We start from the raw sequence: 15,784 nt of genomic DNA, 5'->3' as shown, positions 1-15,784 counted from the left end.
GCTTACAATCCGTACCGGCTCCACAATGCCCTTTCCTCTGCCGCTTCCGCAAGCCCGGATGCAAGCCCGGCGCCGAGGCCATCCATGCTCCCAAGCGAGATGCCCGGAGCCTTGCGGCCGAAAAGGCTGCGCGGCGTGGTGATCAACATAGGCTTGACCTTGTCGCCGAAGCGCTTCCTCAGCTCCTGGCGCATGTCGCCGAGGCTATCGATCAGGCCGAGCTCCAGCCCGCGGCTGCCGGTCCAGAACAGGCCGGAGAACACCGTTTCGTCAGCCGAGAGTTTTCCTGTACGACGCTCGAGCACCATTTCGATGAAGACCTTGTGGATCTCCAGCTGCAGGCTCTTCAGATATTCAATGTCCTTTTCCTTCTCCGGCTTGAAGGGATCGAGGATCACCTTGTTCTCGCCGGCGGTATAGACGCGGCGCTCGACGCCGATCTTCTTCAGGAGCTCTGGAAATCCGAACCCGCCGGAAACGACGCCGATCGAACCGACGATCGAGGTGGCATCGGCAATGATTTCATCGCCGGCCAGTGCAATCATGTAGCCACCGGAGGCCGCAACGTCCTCGACGAAGACCAGAACCTTCTTGTTTTTCTCGGCGGCCAGATCGCGGATACGATTGTAGATCATCCGCGACTGCACCGGAGAACCGCCCGGCGAATTGACGATAATGGCGACAGCCGGCGCCGGCTTCATACCGAAGGCTTTTTCAAGAGCCTGGGATGAGCCTGCCAGATTCAGCGATTGCCGCAGTGGCCCTCCACCGGAAGAGATAACGCCGCTCAGGCGGACGACGGGGACGATCACCTCCTCCTTGCGGAAGCGCTTCGGAAGCATGCGTCTCAAGAACCCAACCATTCGTCATCCCTGTTTCATGATGTTTGTTGCCCGTGATGTATGCATGGAAATGGCAAACGCAATATTGCGGATTGTATTTGATGCTCTGACGCTGAGGGCGGCCGAATGGCTATCGGCGCGGATATGAAGCGCGGCCGTTGTTCATATCATCGACGAAATCGGTGAATTTATGCGTCCCTTCGCCGTGCATGATCAGAGGTGCGCGCAGCGCCAGCCTCGCCCTCGAACCCTTGATCGCCGTCACCAGGATGCGCACCGCACTCTCGCCTTCGCGGGGATGGATCGGTGTGATTTCAATGCCGCCGAAGCGGCGGCCGCAGGCGGCGATGATCTCGCCGATCGACTCCGGCCGGGCGATCAGCGAGAGCTGGCCGCCAGGGATCATGATCGCACCTGCCGTGCGGATCCATTTCTCGAACAATCCGTCCGTCATGGCATGCGCCTCCGCCTTCAAGGCGTCGGGCGTCAGCCGGTCGCTTGCATCGTTGAAGGGCGGGTTCATGATGACATGGTGGAAGCTGTCGTCGACAAGCCCCCCCTCGTTGCGATCCTTGCCGGTCAGCGTCACGTCGGCCTCGATAACGGACACGCGGCCGGCAAAACGGGCATTTTCCGGCAACGAAAGGCTCTTGCGCGCGAACTCGGCCATGTCGGACGAGCGCTCGAACAGCACGACCTCCGCCCGGTCGAGTCTCGAGGCCACGGCCATTCCGGCTGCTCCAGCACCTGCGCCGAGATCCGCCACCCGGATCATTCGCTCATCTGCAACGAGCGCCGCTAGCAACATGGCATCCATGCCGGAGCGGTGCCCCCTGCCTTTCGGCTGCACGACATGGAAAGCGCCGCGGTGGAAGGCATCGATGGTTTCGGAGGGCTTGCCGGTCATGGCCGGCCTCAGGTCCGCACCGGCCGCAGTTCGTCACCGAGACCGGCATCAATGAGGATGCGGCGCGCCAGATCGGCACGCTCTTCCTCCACCAGAAAGCGGCGGGGCAGCATGCCGAGCGAACCCTCCAGAACGCTCATCGCCTGATCCGCCACCAGGCAATGGATTCCTGCATCCTTCATCAGACTCTCCGCAAATGAGAGAAGGACCGGGTCGTTGGTGCGGATCAGCTCGTGCATAAGCCTTAGAATTCCTGTCAAATTTACGCGACGAGACAATTCGCCTCTTGCCGCCTCTTTCGCCCCTTCTTATTGTGCTTTGCAGGAAATGAACAGGAGTCCGGATCGTTGGGCGTCGTGATACCGCTGGAAGAAAGCAAGAATAAACTGGCATCCATCAAGCCTTTGGTGGACCTGACCAAGGCGGACATGGAACGCGTCAATCAGCTCATCCTGTCCAAGGCCGGCTCCGATGTGCAGATGATCCCCGAGGTTGCGGAGCACCTCATCTCCTCCGGCGGCAAGCGTTTGCGGCCGATGCTGACGATCGCGTCCACCGCACTTTACGGTTATCAGGGCGACAATCACATCAAGCTCGCGACATCGGTCGAATTCCTGCATACGGCGACGCTGCTGCACGACGACGTCGTCGATGAAAGCGATCTGCGCCGCGGCAAATCCACGGCCCGGATGATCTGGGGCAACCAGGCGAGCGTTCTGGTCGGCGATTTCCTGCTCGGCCAGGCTTTCCGCATGATGGTGGAAGTCGGCTCGCTCGAAGCGCTCGACGTACTCTCCTCGGCAGCCTGTGTGATCGCAGAAGGCGAAGTGCTGCAGCTTTCCGTTTCCAAGAACATGGAGACGACGGAAGACGATTATCTCTCGGTCATCCGCGCCAAGACCGCGGCGCTCTTTGCCGCCGCGGCCGAAGTCGGCCCGATCGTCGCCAATGCCGGCAAGGCGGAGCGCAATGCACTGAAGTCCTACGGCACCAATCTCGGCCTAGCCTTCCAGCTCGTCGACGATGCGCTCGATTACGGCGGCAAGGCTGCCGACCTCGGCAAGAATGTCGGCGACGATTTCCGCGAGGGCAAGATCACGCTTCCGGTGATCCTCGCCTATCGGCGCGGCACCGAGAAGGAACGCGCCTTCTGGCGTGAGGCCATCGAAACCGGCGATAACAGCGACGAGAATCTCGAAAAGGCCCTCGGCCTGATCACGAAATACGGCGCGCTGGCCGACACAATTGCCCGCGCCGTACACTACGGCACGATTGCCCGCGACGCCTTGGCGCCATTGCCGGAAACGCCCTGGAAATCGGCACTTCTGGAAGTGATCGATTTCTGCATCGAACGCGTTAATTGATAGCGGCGGCCTGAATTTGTTGCAGGGCCGCTTCAAAAAAGCCATCCTGTTGTGAATCAGTTGACACGAATGCGTTGTGCCGCCGGCGAAGTCGCCGGCCATTCCCTTGATGAAAGGCTTTCTAATGCGGCAGAGACTTGCCATCCGTTTCCTTTCGGGCGTAGCCTTGGCGGCAATCCTTTCGGTGTCCGCCTTGACTGGCGCGCGCGCAGAGGATAAGCCGGCAGCGCCGGAGGCCAGTGCTCCGGTCACTTCTTTCGATCCGGATAGTGTTGATACGTTCGCAGGCGCGTTCCTGGCCGCCCGTACCGCAGATGTCGATCACGACTACGATACTGCCATCGCGCTCTACAAAAAGGCGCTGATGATCGATCCGAGCAATCCGGAAATTCGCCAGCGGCTGATGATCTCGCTGCTGCTGAATGGCAATCTGGAAGAAGGCGTCAAATACGCCAACGAATTGAAGAGCGATCCTTCGGTCGAGCGTGTCACGACGATCGTGCGCGGCATGGATGCCATCCGCCGCCATGAATACCGCACCGCGCAGGAAATCCTCAAATATAACGGTCCGAACGATCTCGACCGAATGATGACCAACCTGCTCGCCGCCTGGGCGCGTGCTGGATCCGGCCGCGGCAAGGAAGCAATCTCGATGATCGACAAGATGAAGGGCCCGGATTGGTTCAACATCTTCAAGAACTATCATGCCGGCGCCATTGCGCTGACGCTGGGCGACCTGAAGTCGGCACGCTCTCACCTTAACGATGCTATCCTCGACAAGACGGGCGGCGCGACCGCACCTGACACCTTCATGCGCGCCGTCATGGCGCTCGCACGCCTCGAAGCCAAGGCCGGAGACAAGCAGAAGGCCCTGGATGCGATTTCCGTCGGCGACAATCTCGTCAGCAATTATGCGCCGCTGAATGCACTGCGCGACAGCATCAGCAAGGGCGATACGCCGGATCAGCAGGTGACGAACGCCAGCGAGGGTGCAGCCGCCGTTCTCTTCACCATCGGTGCTGCGCTGAACCGCGATGGTGCCGAGGATGTCGTCTCGCTTTACCTGCAGATCGCCAACTCCCTCGACCCGAAGGCAGCCGATACGCTGGTGCTGCTCGGCGGGCTGGCCGAAAAACAGGAGCAGACCGATCGAGCGATCGCCTTCTACAAGAAGGTGCCTGATAATTCGCCGATGGCCCGCATCTCCGAGCTGCAGCTCGGCCTCGCACTCGCCCAGGCAGGTAAAATCGACGATGCACGCAAACATCTGAAGGCACTGATCGATTCCGATCCCAACGATGTCCGCAGCTATCTCGCCTATGGCAGCGTGCTTTCCGACGCCAAGGACTTCCAGTCCATGGCCGATAATTACGACAAGGCCGTGCAGATCATCGGCCCGGTGCCGAAGCGCAGCGACTGGGCGGTTTTCTTCCAGCGCGGCATTGCCTATGAGCGGCTGAAGAAATGGGCGGATGCAGAGCCGAACTTCAAGAAGGCTCTCGAACTCAATCCGGACCAGCCGCAGGTGCTGAATTATCTGGGCTATTCCTGGGTCGACATGAACATGAACCTCGACCAGGGTTTGGACATGATCAAGAAGGCCGTCGATCTGAGGCCGGATGACGGCTATATCGTCGATTCCCTTGGCTGGGCCTATTTCCGCCTCAACCGTTTCGATGATGCGGTGAGCGAATTGGAGCGGGCAGCGCAGCTCAAGGCCGGCGATCCGACGATCAACGACCATCTCGGCGACGCCTACTGGCGCGTCAATCGCAAGCTCGAAGCCGTCTATCAGTGGAACCGGGCGCTCGCCTCGAAGCCGGAAGAGGCCGATATTCTGAAGATCAAGGAGAAGGTCGAGAAGGGCTTGCCGCCGCTCGACAACGATCCGAAGACTGTTGACAAAAGCAAGCTGCCCGATCCAGCACCCGCGCCCTCGCCCGACACGAACGCTCCGGCGCCGGTCGACAAGAAGTCCTAAGATTTCCATGAGCACGATCTTGGCTGCGGGCGATTTCGACCTCACGGAAGAAGCGCCCGCAAAGATCAATCTTGCACTGCATGTCACGGGCCGCCGAGCCGATGGCTACCATTTGCTCGATATGCTCGTCAGCTTTGCCCGCCATGGCGACCGTCTTTTCTTTCGCGCAAGCGCGGATGACGATTTCAGTCTCTCTGGACGTTTTGGCCCGCTGCTTTCGGCCGATGCCGAGGCCGGCGACAATCTCGTTCTCAAGGCGCGCGATCTCTTGCGGCAGGCAGTCAACTCGGCCGGCTTCGATGCCCCCCCTGCCCATATTCATCTGGAAAAGAATCTACCGATCGCATCCGGCATCGGCGGCGGCTCGGCGGATGCGGCGGCGACCTTGCGCGGGCTGATGCGGCTATGGCGCGTTACCCTGCCGGAGGCGACGGTCAAAACCATCGCCTTGAAACTCGGCGCCGATGTGCCGATGTGCCTTGCCAGCCAACCGCTGGTCGCGCGCGGGATTGGCGAGGCGATAGACCTGCTGCCGGGATTTCCCGCCTTTGCCGTGGTTCTCGGCAATCCGCTTGTCGGCGTCTCGACATCAGATGTGTTTCGGCAGCTCACCCGCAAGGACAATCCGCCGCTCTTGTTTCCATCGCAGATGCCGCAGGGGCACGGCGAGTGGATCGACACGATCAAGACCCTGCGCAACGATCTCGAACCGCCGGCACGCTCAATCTGCGGTGAGATTTCAGCGCTCTCCGGCCTGATCGAAAGCCAGGGGCCGATCATGACGCGCATGTCCGGTTCCGGTGCGACGTGCTTCGGTATTTTCAACGATATCGAACAGGCGACGGCCGCCGCCGCTTCGCTTCAGAAGCAGCGGCCGGACTGGTATTTCCAGGTAACCGAAACGATCGCGGGAGAGGCATGATGGCAGCGTCAGGCAACGAAAGATCCTTCATTCCCGTCGGCATCGCCGTGCTGACCGTTTCCGATACACGCACGCTCGCTGACGATAAATCCGGCGATACGCTGGTTGCCCGCATTGCAGAGGCGGGTCACAGGCTTGCCGCCCGCGCCATCGTGCCAGACGACAAGGAGCGCATCCGCGCGCAGGTGGAAGCCTGGACGAAGAACGATGCGGTCGACGTCGTAATCACCACCGGCGGGACTGGCTTTACCGGCCGCGACGTCACACCGGAAGCGCTGGAGCCTTTGTTCGAGAAGCGGATGGATGGGTTTTCCGAGGTCTTTCATCGCATTTCCTACGACAAGATCGGCACGGCGACGATCCAGTCACGGGCGACCGGCGGTGTGGCCAATGCCACCTTCATTTTCGTACTGCCAGGTTCGCCTGGCGCCTGCAAAGATGCATGGGACGGCATCTTGAAGGCGCAACTCGACTATCGCCACATGCCCTGCAATTTCGTGGAGATCATGCCGCGCCTCGACGAGCATCTAAAGCGCGGCGCCGGCTCGAGATAGGTCTTCTGCTCAACGCGATATTGCGCGTCGATCATGCCTTCGGCAGAACAGGAATTGATTTCCAAGAATCGCCAGTGAGAATGATGCAGCTCCGGCCGGATACGTCGCTCATCAGCAGTGTCCAGTTGCCGCTCTCGGCGGCGTAGATCTCAACAATCGTGCTCTGATCGAGCTTGCCGACGGCCGAAAGCTTTTCCGAAAGATGGTCGCCAAGAAACGCGACGATATCGACGCGTTGAGCGCAGGCCAAGGTCACCTGAGCGGCGGCAATGCCGGGGAAAAGAGTTGCACTTACAATGAAGATCGTTGCCATGAGGCGGTAGAGCATCGTGCGTTTCATAACGCACCTCCTTTCGCCGAAATCCCGGCAGAAAAGGAGAGTTCCGCTGACCAGTTCCGCCTGATATCGGCATCTTCATGGTCGGCCGCCTGACGCGACACGCATAAGGTGCCGCCACATGCAAATTATCGCAGCTATTCGCGCGTTTACAAATGGAATCTGCGGAACGCTAGAGCAGTTCCAGCAAAAGTGCGAAGCGATTTTGCGTCCGGAGCTGCGTAAAAACAAGAAGATGGAGCGTTTTCGCGATTCGAAGAAAAGCGGAAATGCTCTAGGCCCTATCGCGCCGCGCGGGCGACCCAGGACGGAATGAGCTCGCTTGAAAGCCGTCGGCCCTTCTGTCCCTTGGCGAACTCCGCCAGCCCCATGCCCGACCTGGCGACGGCGATCGCCTGGTGCTTGGAAAGCAGCAACCCCAGTTCCAGCGGCGCCGTACGACGGCCGATTCGCTTCAGAAACGGGCGACGATAGCCGCGCGATGCTGTAAAGCGCGCCGGCACCTTGTTCAGCGAGACATATTCGGCGATCTCATCGATCCAGCCGGCTTGCGGCCGTGCGCCCGGCTCGACTAGCAGCAACCATTCGCCCCTCGCAGACCGCAATATATCCTTGATATCCCACTGCGAATAAAAGCGGCAGCCGGCGGCATCGGCCACCTTCGATGTGCCGTCCCTGGAACCGTGATCAAGCACGACCACGTCGCTGACCAGCCCTTCGACCGCTCCTGCCACCAATGCCGCCAATGTCTGCGCCAGCTCGGGTTCGTGATCCTGGCATTCGATGATGACCGTCAACATTGCCCATTTATAGAGCGGCGCATAATTTATTGCCAGCACCTAACCCTCAGGCTCGAGCGTTTAAGAAAAGCATCATAAGCGGCCGAAAATTCTCACGGCCGGCGCCGCCGAATACCTCCCGTGAATGAGATGGAAAATGACGGTCGCGGATTTTTGTTCTTGCAATGTTCTCATTTGTCGGATAGGAATTTAATCATCTTAGACGCGGCATGCGATGGCATGAGCCGCCCTGGAGCTACCGATGAACGAGCAGTCCCTTGCAGGGCAGGCCGCTTTCGCGCCTGCCAACACGGCAGATGTTGCCAATGCTTTGATCGCCGATGCCGGTCTCAGGGTCGACGTCGAGCGCCGGCGTGGGCGCGGCGCCGGATTGAACCCGAGCGGCCGGTTCGAGCCGCAGCAGCGCGAAGCCTTCGACGACGGCTGGCAAAGCTGGGAAGAGTTGCCGCCATTCAAAACCGAAGTGCAGGTGGAGAAGCCGCGCACGGCCATTACCCGCAACGAATCCCCCGATATTCCCTTCGACCGATCGATCAATCCTTATCGCGGCTGCGAGCACGGCTGCATCTATTGCTTCGCACGACCGACGCATGCCTATATGGGACTGTCGGCGGGGCTGGATTTCGAATCGAAGCTCTTTGCCAAGCCGGATGCCGCCAAACTTCTGGAGCGTGAGCTGGCAAAGCCCGGCTACAAGCCGCGGGTGATTGCCATCGGCACCAATACCGACCCCTATCAGCCGATCGAGAAGGAATGGCGGATCATGCGCCAGATTCTCGAAGTGCTGAACCGGGCGAACCATCCGGTTGCCATCGTCACCAAGTCGGCGCTGATCATGCGCGATATCGACATTCTGAAAGAGATGGCCGCCAAGAACCTGGTGCGCGTAGGCCTGTCGGTGACGACACTCGACCGCAAGCTCGCGCGCACCATGGAGCCGCGAGCCGCGACGCCGCCGCGGCGGCTGGAGGCGATCCAGGCTTTGAGCGAGGCGGGGATCCGCACCTCGATCATGGTGGCACCGATCATTCCAGCGCTCAACGACCATGAGATCGAGCGTATCCTCGACGCCGGCAAGGCGGCCGGTGCGCTGGAGGCAAGCTATGTCATCCTGCGGCTGCCGCTGGAAGTAAGCCCGCTCTTCCGCGACTGGCTGCTGCAGCATTATCCGGATCGCTACCGTCACGTCATGTCGCTGATCCGCTCGATGCGCGGTGGCAAGGATTACGATGCCGAATTCGGCAAGCGCATGAAGGGTGCCGGACCCTATGCCTGGCAGATCAGCCGCCGTTTCGAGATGGCGACCCGCCGGCTCGCGCTCACACGCCGCAATATTGCGCTACGCGACGACCTGTTCGTGCCGCCGGATGGCAGCGGCGTGCAGCTGTCGCTGCTCTGACGATCCCTGCGGGTTTTCCCTGTACCCGCTGGAAAAGCCCCTGGCTTCGCCGCCATGATCCACCGGGGGCTTGCAGGAGATCGGGTGGTGTGCGAGCTTCGCCGCATGTCACGCCGTGCACCACCCGATTCTCCAATGCTGTTCGAGGATGTTCCGCTCGTCCCCACTTTCGAGCTGGAGCTGATTGCGCGCCGTGCCGGCCATTGGCCGGTTGCCGGGGCCGATGAGGCGGGCCGAGGCCCGCTTGCCGGACCGGTCGTGGCGGCCGCCGTTATTCTCGATCCAGAGCGCATCCCGGCTGGGCTAAACGATTCCAAACAGTTGACAGCCGCCAGACGTGAGGAACTGTTCGTCGAAATTCTGGCGACGGCAACCGTGTCCATCGCCTCGTCGAGTGCCGGCCGTATCGACACGACCGATATACGCAAGGCCAGTCTGGATGCCATGCGGCGGGCCATTTGCGCGCTGGCCGTGCCAGCAAGCTATGTGCTGACCGACGGGCTCGACGTGCCTGTTGGGCTCGCCTGCCCAGGAAAAGCCGTGGTCAAAGGTGATGCGCGCTCCTTCTCCATTGCCGCCGCTTCGATCGTCGCCAAGGTGACACGCGACAGAATGATGGCGCGTGCTGGTGTCGTTTTTCCGGCCTATGGTTTCGCGGCCCATGCCGGCTATGGCACGGCGCAGCATCGTGCAGGTATCGAGGAGCATGGTCCCTGCCCGCTGCACCGCATGAGCTTTCGCCCCTTGCGCAAAGAGGTCATCTAAGCACTCAGCCCGTCAGCCCCGCGGCGATTTCAGCCGACCGCTTTCTGATATATGCAACATCTTCTCTGTAGATGCGGTCATGTCCCTCGTGGAGATTCCGACGATATCTCTCGATGCCGCGGGCAGCTTCCCGTTCCATGAAGGCCAAAAGAGCCTCGAGCCGCTCGACGATGACGTCAGGCAACGAGGCGCGCTCGCTAATGGACAGGCCATAGGCATCGACAAAGATGCGGGCGCGACCAACTTGGGCGGCAAGTGTGTCCATTCCGTCGACGGCGGCGCTGGAGGACAGCGGCGCCCAGCGATAGACGGCATAGGCCAGATCCCACATTCGCGAACCGGGATGCGCCGCCTCGAAATCGATGATACCGGTCACTTCGCCATCGTTCAGGACGACATTGTAGGGAGCAAAATCCCCATGGCAAATGACCTCGCAGGGCGAGCGGGCCGGCAGTTGCCAGGTGTGATCGGCCTCAAGGTCCTTTGCGAACAAGCGGGAACAATCGTGATAGCGACGCAGCAGCGATGCAGCCGACCGTAGCGCCATTTCGCCGCGCATATCAATGCAGTCATCGAGATCGCCAGTATCCCCGGGTAGATAGGTTACCCGCTCCCAGGCCTCGTCATATCCAGCCGAAATCGGAGCGGCATCGAAACCATGCCGATGTAGCGCAGCCAGCAAGGCGTGCACGCCCGGTGTCCATGCCGCAGCCGGTCTCACGATGAGATCGCCTTGACGAAACGGTTCATCGCCTGTCACCGCCTGCATCCGCCCTCCTCAATCTTGTGATTTTGCTGTTGGTTCCGGCAATGATCAACCCGGCAGTGCGGAAATAAAAAACCCCGCCGAAGCGGGGCTCTTTCGAATTTCGATATTCCCAGGGCTTAGTTCAGCCGCGTCTTCACTTCCTTGACGGCATCGCTGAAGAGACCGGACTGGACGTTCCCATCGGCCTTCTTGGCAAGCACCGATTCAGCAGCGGCGATCGCGAGGTCGACAGCAGCGGAGCGAACCGCCTTCATCGCATCGGCTTCAGCCTGCTTGATCTTCTGCTCGGACAAAGCCGTGCGGTTGGCAACGAACTCCTCGGTCTTCTTGCGAGCCTCGGTCGTCAGCATTTCCGCTTCGCGCTCAGCTGCGGCAACGATGTGTGCTGCCTCAGCCTCGGCTTCCTTGCGCTTGCGCTGATATTCGGCCAGCAGGTGCTGGGCCTCTTCGCGCAGGCGCTTGGCTTCCGCCAGCTCGTTGCGGATCTGATCGGCGCGGTCGTCCAGCGACTTTGCCATCATGCCCGGAACCTTCAGGTAAACGATTAGGCCGAGGAAGATGAGAAGGCTGACAAAGGCGAAGAAGGTGTTGTCTAAAGCGAACTCCATGGATCACCCCTCCTGCTTGGCGGCGGCGGCTGCAACCGCAGAGGCGACATCGGCCTTGCCGGCGACATTGCCGACCAGCTGCTCGACGACGGCGCTAGCCGTCTCCTCGGCAATCGCACCGACATCACCGAAGGCTTTCGCCTTGATTTCAGCAATGCGGCCTTCTGCGGCCTTGAGCTTCTCAGCCAGGCTTGCCTCGATCGCCTTGCGATCCTCTTCGGCCTTGGCCTTGGCGGCATCGCGGGCAGTGGCGCCGATGGAATTCGCCTTGGCGCGCGCAGCGGCCAATTCGCTTTCATAGGTCGCGACGGCGGCATCGGCTTCAGCCTTCAGACGCGAGGCTTCCTCGATATCCTGGGCGATCCGGTCGTGCCGGCTTTCCAGAATGCTGCCGACGCGCGGAATAACGATCTTCTGCATGGCCACGTAGAAGATGACGAAGGTGATCACCAGCCAAAACAGCTGTGACGGATACGTCGTATGGTCAAACGGCGGGAATACGCCGCCGTGATGGCCTTCATTCGGCGCACCCGTTTCCGTGTGCACCGCTCCGGCGGCCGGCGGTGCTTCTTCAGCATATGCCGGGGTCACAAACATGCTCACCTCCAGGTGGTCTGCAAATACAAAGAATCACGGCTCGCTGCCCGCGAACCGTGATCTATGACGCCGCTGATATCAGACGGCGAAGAGCAGGAGGAGAGCGACGAGCAGCGAGAAGATGCCCAGAGCTTCCGTAACGGCGAAGCCGAATACCAGACGGCCGAACTGGCTGTCAGCAGCCGACGGGTTGCGCAGTGCGCCGGACAGGTAGCTGCCGAAGATATTGCCGAGGCCGAGAGCCGTGCCGGCCATACCAAAGCAAGCCAAACCTGCGCCGATGAACTTTGCTGCTTCCGCGTCCATGTTGAACTCCTTTGAAATGGTTGTGCGGTGAATGACTGACGCCGTTAGACGCCAATGTCTTTATCCTTAGTGGCCGCCCGGATGGATTGCGTCGTTGAGGTACATGCAAGTCAGCACCGCAAAGACGTAAGCCTGAAGGAAGGCGACAAGGAACTCGAGACCGGTGAGGGCGACGGTCATGATAAGAGGGAGAACAGCCCCGCCGATACCGAGCGCGCCGAGTGCTCCGAGCGAGGCGACGAAGCCCGCGAACACCTTAAGCGTGATATGACCGGCCAGCATGTTGGCGAAAAGACGAACGGAGAGTGAAACCGGACGGGACAGGAAGGAGATGATCTCGATCGCCACCACCAGCGGCAGAAGAACACCCGGAACACCCTGCGGGACGAAGATCTTGAAGAAGCCGAAGCCGTGCTTGATCAAACCGTAGAAGATAACGGTGAAGATGACGAGCAACGCGAGCGCCAGCGTCACGATGATCTGGCTGGTGACGGTGTAGAAGTAAGGAACAAGGCCGAGCAGGTTTGCCGTCAGGACGAACATGAAGAGAGAGAAGACCAGCGGGAAGAACTTCATTCCCTTTGTCCCCGCCCCTTCTTTCAACATCGAGGCGATGAACTCATAGGCCATTTCCGCCACCGACTGCGAGCGCGTCGGGATGACGCCGCGCGGCGCACTGGCGAAATAAAGGAAGCCAGCGGAGAGAACTGCGGAGGCAACCATGAACAGCGAGGCGTTGGTGAACGAAAAATCAATTCCGCCGATATCGATCGGGATAATCTTGAAGATCAGGAACTGATGGGTAGGATCGTTTGCCACCGCTTGTTCTCTTTCATTTTTCCGCTCCACCGAGCGGATGCTTCTCATCTGGAAACAGCGCCGCAGCGTTGCTTCCGCTCATTTCTTACCAGGCCTACCCTCGCCCGGCACCGGTGTCGCCACCTTGCCCGCAGAGCGCAGCACATTCAAAACGCCGGCACAAAATCCGAGAAGCAGCAAGATAATCATGCCCCACGGCGTCGTACCGACAAAACGGTCGAAGACATAGCCCAGAACGGCGCCAACGATGATTGCGGCTATGAACTCGCTGGAAAGCTTCATCGCCTGAGCGTAGCCCTTACGGCTTTCCTCGGCGCGAACCTCCCCGCGTTCATCCTCTCTCACCGCAGCGCGCTTGGTCGCCAATTCGGCTTCCAGCTGCGCCCGCCGCTGTTCCAGACCTTCGTCGCGGTCATCCGTCATGGTGGCATCCTCCCCATTTTCGTTGCGCGTAATCCCTGTACCCCGGTCAACGCGTAAACGAACAGCAGGTTTCGCCACCTTTCGGCCCGTTTTGAAGTCGCGCGCAACATAGTTTTAGGAAAAAGCATAGTCAAGGCGTAGGCGTCATCTGTCCAGCCATAAATTAGCCCAATTAAATCATGATCTTAGAGCGAAAGAGCCATATTGACCGAAAACTGAGCCGAAGAATCCTCTTCAGCCCGCGCTTTCCTGTGGCTTTTTTGCCAGGAGAAGCGACCTCGCCCGCGGTGTCAATCTGCCGGAACCGGGCGCATCAGCTCCAGCCGCCGCCATAGGTCCTGTAAAAGATGTGCATGCCTATGCGGCCGACCTTCACCATTTCGGCAGCCCATTTCGGCCGGACATAGACAGCATGGTAATGAGTGGCGGAACCGACTTCCGGCAGCCAGATCTTGCCGGCGGTCACGGCCATGGCGACCTGACGGGCAATGCGCCAGTGTTCGGGAGAATTGACGCGCTCCTTGACGTTGTCGCAGGCGAAGGAAAACTGGCAAGCGTTGGTCCAATCCTCGTTCTGATAGACGACGCCGCAAATGGTCTTCGGGTAGGCCGGGTTGCGGACACGATTGAGGATGACCTGGGCAACGGCCGCCTGTCCTTTCACGGACTCGCCCCTCGCCTCGAAATAGATGCCAGTGGCAAGGCATTGCTGCTCGTCGGGCGAGAAAACCGATGGCGGCAGGACATTGGCGGCCCAGGCATGATCCTTCGGGCCGATCTGCGGCACGAAGCGGCCCTCGCCGTCCTGATCCTTGGCGAGAATGGAATCGAAGGGCGAGACACGGGCATAGTCCGGCGCCGGCGAGGCATAGGCCGCGGCGAGAACATCGGCATTCTGATTGGTGACCAGATTGGCGATATAGGCCGGCACGCTATCATCAGGCTTTGGCGGCTCTTTCTTATAGAAGGCGGTGGCAATCTGGATTTCCTTACCGCCGAGCTGCGGCTTCAGGAAGGCGGTGCGTTCGCCGGTCGCAGATTCCGGCCGAAGCAGCATGCTCTGGCGCTGCAGCACCGAGCCTGCGGAAAAATCCTTCGGCGGCTGCATCGGCGTGATGGCCACCACCCTGCCTTTCTTGTCCTGCCGGTTGATGCGGTCTTCATCGGGCCGTGGATCGCTGCCCTTGGCTTCGGATTGGAACGCGACGCGGCGCCCGTCCGGCAACACCAGACCGCCATCTCCAATGGCGGCAGAGGCCTTGACATCGCCGAAGGCCAGTTCCGCCTGATGGGTGGAGCCGGCGGGCGAGTCCGTCATCACCATGCGCCAATTGGCCCCTTCCCTGTCGATCCCGGCAAGCAGGCCGGCAAGGTCGCCATAGGCTGCCGTCGATGGAAAAATAAGCCAGGCGCAAAGCCCGAAGACGGCTGGAGAGGTCCAATTTTGTGGCAGGAACCGCGACTTGCGGCTGACGGAACGCGAGCGAGACAACACCGGACTCCAAACGGCACTCGAAACTAGGAGCCGGAATAATCTCCCATTAACCTTGATGGATGGTTAATTCGGGCGAATCTATGGTTAGGGATGAATGGGCCGGAGCCGATGCATCAAGAATTCACATAAGAGCCGTGACCAGCTCCGCCCCAGGCGGAGACTCGATATGCTCCGCCGCCATGTATCGCCGTACCAAGAGCACTGAGACATAAGTCCAGCCAATCATCTGCAACGCATTGGATACCAAAGACGCCGCAATGGTAGGGATATTCAACTGGCCATTCACGATCAGATCCGCACCCTGGAAAGAACTCGCAAAAACCCCGACTATCAAGCCGGCAACGAGTGGAACGGCTAGGCCCAGGAATACCAGAGATGCCGTCGATGGAAATCGCTTCAAACCTCTGCGCAATGCATCTCCCATACTTGCATTGGTGCCATGGAGGCGCGCCGGTAGCCATGTACCCAGCAGGGAAAAGACGATGGTAAGCGTTCCCAAGAATGCCAGCGTTGCCCAGAGCCCGGCGTAAGCTTTTCCCACGCCATTCGATTTCAAAAGAATAACAAGAATCGGCAGCATTATCAGGAACGCTGCCAGGGTCAGCGCCACGCTCCTGAACATATATCCAGCAAATGGAAGCTTTCTGCCCTTGGCCGCCGCGGTGAAATTCTGATCTCGTAGAACCGAGTTCTGAACATTCATCGACAATATGCTCATTAAGACAAAAGTGGCGCCTGCAGAAGCGGACTTCCCAGAATATTCATCGAAAATCGAAGCGCCAACCGAGCATAGGATAAACGTTGCGTAAAACGCCAGATTTTGACGCACGATGGACAAGGACTGTTTCAGCATCAGCGATTGCCTCCCCTGGGCATAGCATCACTTTCGCCTTTAA

19 protein-coding genes are annotated in these 15,784 nt (G+C 59.9%); 6 read left to right on the top strand and 13 right to left on the bottom strand.

What is annotated here, in order from left to right; all coding sequences use genetic code 11:
- Nucleotides 1-2: 2 nt before the first annotated feature.
- From AC13RC_RS01530 to AC13RC_RS01520, 3 genes are all read right to left on the bottom strand, one after another.
- Nucleotides 3-863, bottom strand: a complete 861-nt coding sequence (locus AC13RC_RS01530; protein WP_488556287.1) for a S49 family peptidase — start codon at nucleotides 861-863, stop codon at nucleotides 3-5.
- A 109-nt stretch (nucleotides 864-972) separates the two neighbouring features.
- The gene (locus tag AC13RC_RS01525) at nucleotides 973-1,749 is read right to left on the bottom strand and encodes a tRNA1(Val) (adenine(37)-N6)-methyltransferase (RefSeq protein ID WP_488556286.1); all 777 of its coding nucleotides are present in this window, start codon (nucleotides 1,747-1,749) and stop codon (nucleotides 973-975) included.
- 8 nt (nucleotides 1,750-1,757) lie between these two features.
- Entirely contained in the window at nucleotides 1,758-1,988 is a 231-nt protein-coding gene (locus AC13RC_RS01520; RefSeq protein WP_069612438.1) for a putative signal transducing protein, read from the bottom strand.
- Between the two features lie 108 nt (nucleotides 1,989-2,096).
- On the opposite strand from AC13RC_RS01520, the gene AC13RC_RS01515 reads away from it, so the two are divergent.
- The 4 genes from AC13RC_RS01515 to moaB all read left to right on the top strand — a co-directional run bounded on the left by AC13RC_RS01515 (nucleotide 2,097) and on the right by moaB (nucleotide 6,570).
- Nucleotides 2,097-3,113, top strand: coding sequence for a polyprenyl synthetase family protein (locus AC13RC_RS01515; RefSeq protein ID WP_488556285.1), 1,017 nt, complete (start codon nucleotides 2,097-2,099; stop codon nucleotides 3,111-3,113).
- Between the two features lie 124 nt (nucleotides 3,114-3,237).
- Nucleotides 3,238-5,094: a tetratricopeptide repeat protein gene (locus tag AC13RC_RS01510; protein ID WP_488556284.1), complete on the top strand. Its 1,857-nt coding sequence runs from the start codon at nucleotides 3,238-3,240 to the stop codon at nucleotides 5,092-5,094.
- A 7-nt stretch (nucleotides 5,095-5,101) separates the two neighbouring features.
- Nucleotides 5,102-6,016, top strand: a complete 915-nt coding sequence (locus AC13RC_RS01505; protein WP_488556283.1) for a 4-(cytidine 5'-diphospho)-2-C-methyl-D-erythritol kinase — start codon at nucleotides 5,102-5,104, stop codon at nucleotides 6,014-6,016.
- Nucleotides 6,016-6,570 carry a molybdenum cofactor biosynthesis protein B gene (gene moaB / locus AC13RC_RS01500; protein ID WP_488556736.1) on the top strand — a complete coding sequence of 185 codons (555 nt, stop codon included), beginning with the start codon at nucleotides 6,016-6,018 and terminating at the stop codon, nucleotides 6,568-6,570. The genes AC13RC_RS01505 and moaB overlap by 1 nt, the downstream gene beginning before the upstream one ends.
- Before the next feature lie 31 nt (nucleotides 6,571-6,601).
- On the opposite strand, the gene AC13RC_RS01495 is transcribed toward moaB, so the two are convergent.
- Together AC13RC_RS01495 and AC13RC_RS01490 are read right to left on the bottom strand one after the other, a co-directional pair.
- Nucleotides 6,602-6,910, bottom strand: a complete 309-nt coding sequence (locus tag AC13RC_RS01495) for a hypothetical protein (protein WP_488556282.1) — start codon at nucleotides 6,908-6,910, stop codon at nucleotides 6,602-6,604.
- 278 nt (nucleotides 6,911-7,188) lie between these two features.
- Nucleotides 7,189-7,707 (bottom strand): glycosyl transferase, encoded by a 519-nt coding sequence (locus AC13RC_RS01490; protein WP_069612432.1) that lies wholly within the window; start codon nucleotides 7,705-7,707, stop codon nucleotides 7,189-7,191.
- Between the two features lie 241 nt (nucleotides 7,708-7,948).
- On the opposite strand from AC13RC_RS01490, the gene AC13RC_RS01485 reads away from it, so the two are divergent.
- Nucleotides 7,949-9,106, top strand: a complete 1,158-nt coding sequence (locus AC13RC_RS01485; RefSeq protein WP_113330981.1) for a PA0069 family radical SAM protein — start codon at nucleotides 7,949-7,951, stop codon at nucleotides 9,104-9,106.
- A gap of 105 nt (nucleotides 9,107-9,211) precedes the next feature.
- Nucleotides 9,212-9,871 (top strand): ribonuclease HII, encoded by a 660-nt coding sequence (gene rnhB, locus AC13RC_RS01480; protein WP_488556735.1) that lies wholly within the window; start codon nucleotides 9,212-9,214, stop codon nucleotides 9,869-9,871.
- A 4-nt stretch (nucleotides 9,872-9,875) separates the two neighbouring features.
- Here the strand turns inward: rnhB and AC13RC_RS01475 are convergent, their stop codons facing one another.
- The 8 genes from AC13RC_RS01475 to AC13RC_RS01440 all read right to left on the bottom strand — a co-directional run bounded on the left by AC13RC_RS01475 (nucleotide 9,876) and on the right by AC13RC_RS01440 (nucleotide 15,741).
- Nucleotides 9,876-10,640 carry a phosphotransferase gene (locus tag AC13RC_RS01475; RefSeq protein ID WP_488556281.1) on the bottom strand — a complete coding sequence of 255 codons (765 nt, stop codon included), beginning with the start codon at nucleotides 10,638-10,640 and terminating at the stop codon, nucleotides 9,876-9,878.
- Nucleotides 10,641-10,756: 116 nt separating this feature from the next.
- Nucleotides 10,757-11,248 (bottom strand): F0F1 ATP synthase subunit B, encoded by a 492-nt coding sequence (locus AC13RC_RS01470; protein ID WP_069612429.1) that lies wholly within the window; start codon nucleotides 11,246-11,248, stop codon nucleotides 10,757-10,759.
- Between the two features lie 3 nt (nucleotides 11,249-11,251).
- The gene (locus AC13RC_RS01465; protein WP_069612428.1) at nucleotides 11,252-11,845 is read right to left on the bottom strand and encodes a F0F1 ATP synthase subunit B; all 594 of its coding nucleotides are present in this window, start codon (nucleotides 11,843-11,845) and stop codon (nucleotides 11,252-11,254) included.
- A gap of 78 nt (nucleotides 11,846-11,923) precedes the next feature.
- On the bottom strand, nucleotides 11,924-12,151 hold the full coding sequence (locus tag AC13RC_RS01460) for a F0F1 ATP synthase subunit C (RefSeq protein WP_015338972.1): 228 nt from the start codon (nucleotides 12,149-12,151) through the stop codon (nucleotides 11,924-11,926).
- Between the two features lie 66 nt (nucleotides 12,152-12,217).
- A complete protein-coding gene (locus tag AC13RC_RS01455; RefSeq protein ID WP_092709533.1) occupies nucleotides 12,218-12,970 on the bottom strand; it encodes a F0F1 ATP synthase subunit A in 753 nt (250 codons plus the stop codon).
- A 78-nt stretch (nucleotides 12,971-13,048) separates the two neighbouring features.
- On the bottom strand, nucleotides 13,049-13,393 hold the full coding sequence (locus tag AC13RC_RS01450) for an AtpZ/AtpI family protein (protein WP_488556280.1): 345 nt from the start codon (nucleotides 13,391-13,393) through the stop codon (nucleotides 13,049-13,051).
- Nucleotides 13,394-13,706: 313 nt separating this feature from the next.
- On the bottom strand, nucleotides 13,707-14,885 hold the full coding sequence (locus AC13RC_RS01445; RefSeq protein ID WP_152095505.1) for a cell wall hydrolase: 1,179 nt from the start codon (nucleotides 14,883-14,885) through the stop codon (nucleotides 13,707-13,709).
- Nucleotides 14,886-15,009: 124 nt separating this feature from the next.
- Nucleotides 15,010-15,741, bottom strand: a complete 732-nt coding sequence (locus tag AC13RC_RS01440; RefSeq protein WP_183810669.1) for a hypothetical protein — start codon at nucleotides 15,739-15,741, stop codon at nucleotides 15,010-15,012.
- Nucleotides 15,742-15,784: the final 43 nt, after the last annotated feature.

The organism is Martinezella sp. CNPSo 3890, from assembly GCF_057784455.1.
This window is presented reverse-complemented; position numbering and strand designations above follow the sequence as displayed.

Bases quoted from the DNA above. Each gene is read 5' to 3' on its own strand.
- AC13RC_RS01520 (WP_069612438.1), bottom strand. From the start codon at position 1,988: ATGCACGAGCTGATCCGCACCAACGACCCGGTCCTTCTCTCATTTGCG.
- moaB (WP_488556736.1), top strand. From the start codon at position 6,016: ATGGCAGCGTCAGGCAACGAAAGATCCTTCATTCCCGTCGGCATCGCC.
- AC13RC_RS01440 (WP_183810669.1), bottom strand. From the start codon at position 15,741: ATGCTGAAACAGTCCTTGTCCATCGTGCGTCAAAATCTGGCGTTTTAC.
- AC13RC_RS01525 (WP_488556286.1), bottom strand. From the start codon at position 1,749: ATGACCGGCAAGCCCTCCGAAACCATCGATGCCTTCCACCGCGGCGCT.
- AC13RC_RS01465 (WP_069612428.1), bottom strand. From the start codon at position 11,845: ATGTTTGTGACCCCGGCATATGCTGAAGAAGCACCGCCGGCCGCCGGA.
- rnhB (WP_488556735.1), top strand. From the start codon at position 9,212: ATGTCACGCCGTGCACCACCCGATTCTCCAATGCTGTTCGAGGATGTT.
- AC13RC_RS01510 (WP_488556284.1), top strand. From the start codon at position 3,238: ATGCGGCAGAGACTTGCCATCCGTTTCCTTTCGGGCGTAGCCTTGGCG.
- AC13RC_RS01490 (WP_069612432.1), bottom strand. From the start codon at position 7,707: ATGTTGACGGTCATCATCGAATGCCAGGATCACGAACCCGAGCTGGCG.
- AC13RC_RS01475 (WP_488556281.1), bottom strand. From the start codon at position 10,640: ATGCAGGCGGTGACAGGCGATGAACCGTTTCGTCAAGGCGATCTCATC.
- AC13RC_RS01495 (WP_488556282.1), bottom strand. From the start codon at position 6,910: ATGAAACGCACGATGCTCTACCGCCTCATGGCAACGATCTTCATTGTA.
- AC13RC_RS01505 (WP_488556283.1), top strand. From the start codon at position 5,102: ATGAGCACGATCTTGGCTGCGGGCGATTTCGACCTCACGGAAGAAGCG.
- AC13RC_RS01470 (WP_069612429.1), bottom strand. From the start codon at position 11,248: ATGGAGTTCGCTTTAGACAACACCTTCTTCGCCTTTGTCAGCCTTCTC.
- AC13RC_RS01485 (WP_113330981.1), top strand. From the start codon at position 7,949: ATGAACGAGCAGTCCCTTGCAGGGCAGGCCGCTTTCGCGCCTGCCAAC.
- AC13RC_RS01460 (WP_015338972.1), bottom strand. From the start codon at position 12,151: ATGGACGCGGAAGCAGCAAAGTTCATCGGCGCAGGTTTGGCTTGCTTT.
- AC13RC_RS01450 (WP_488556280.1), bottom strand. From the start codon at position 13,393: ATGACGGATGACCGCGACGAAGGTCTGGAACAGCGGCGGGCGCAGCTG.
- AC13RC_RS01530 (WP_488556287.1), bottom strand. From the start codon at position 863: ATGGTTGGGTTCTTGAGACGCATGCTTCCGAAGCGCTTCCGCAAGGAG.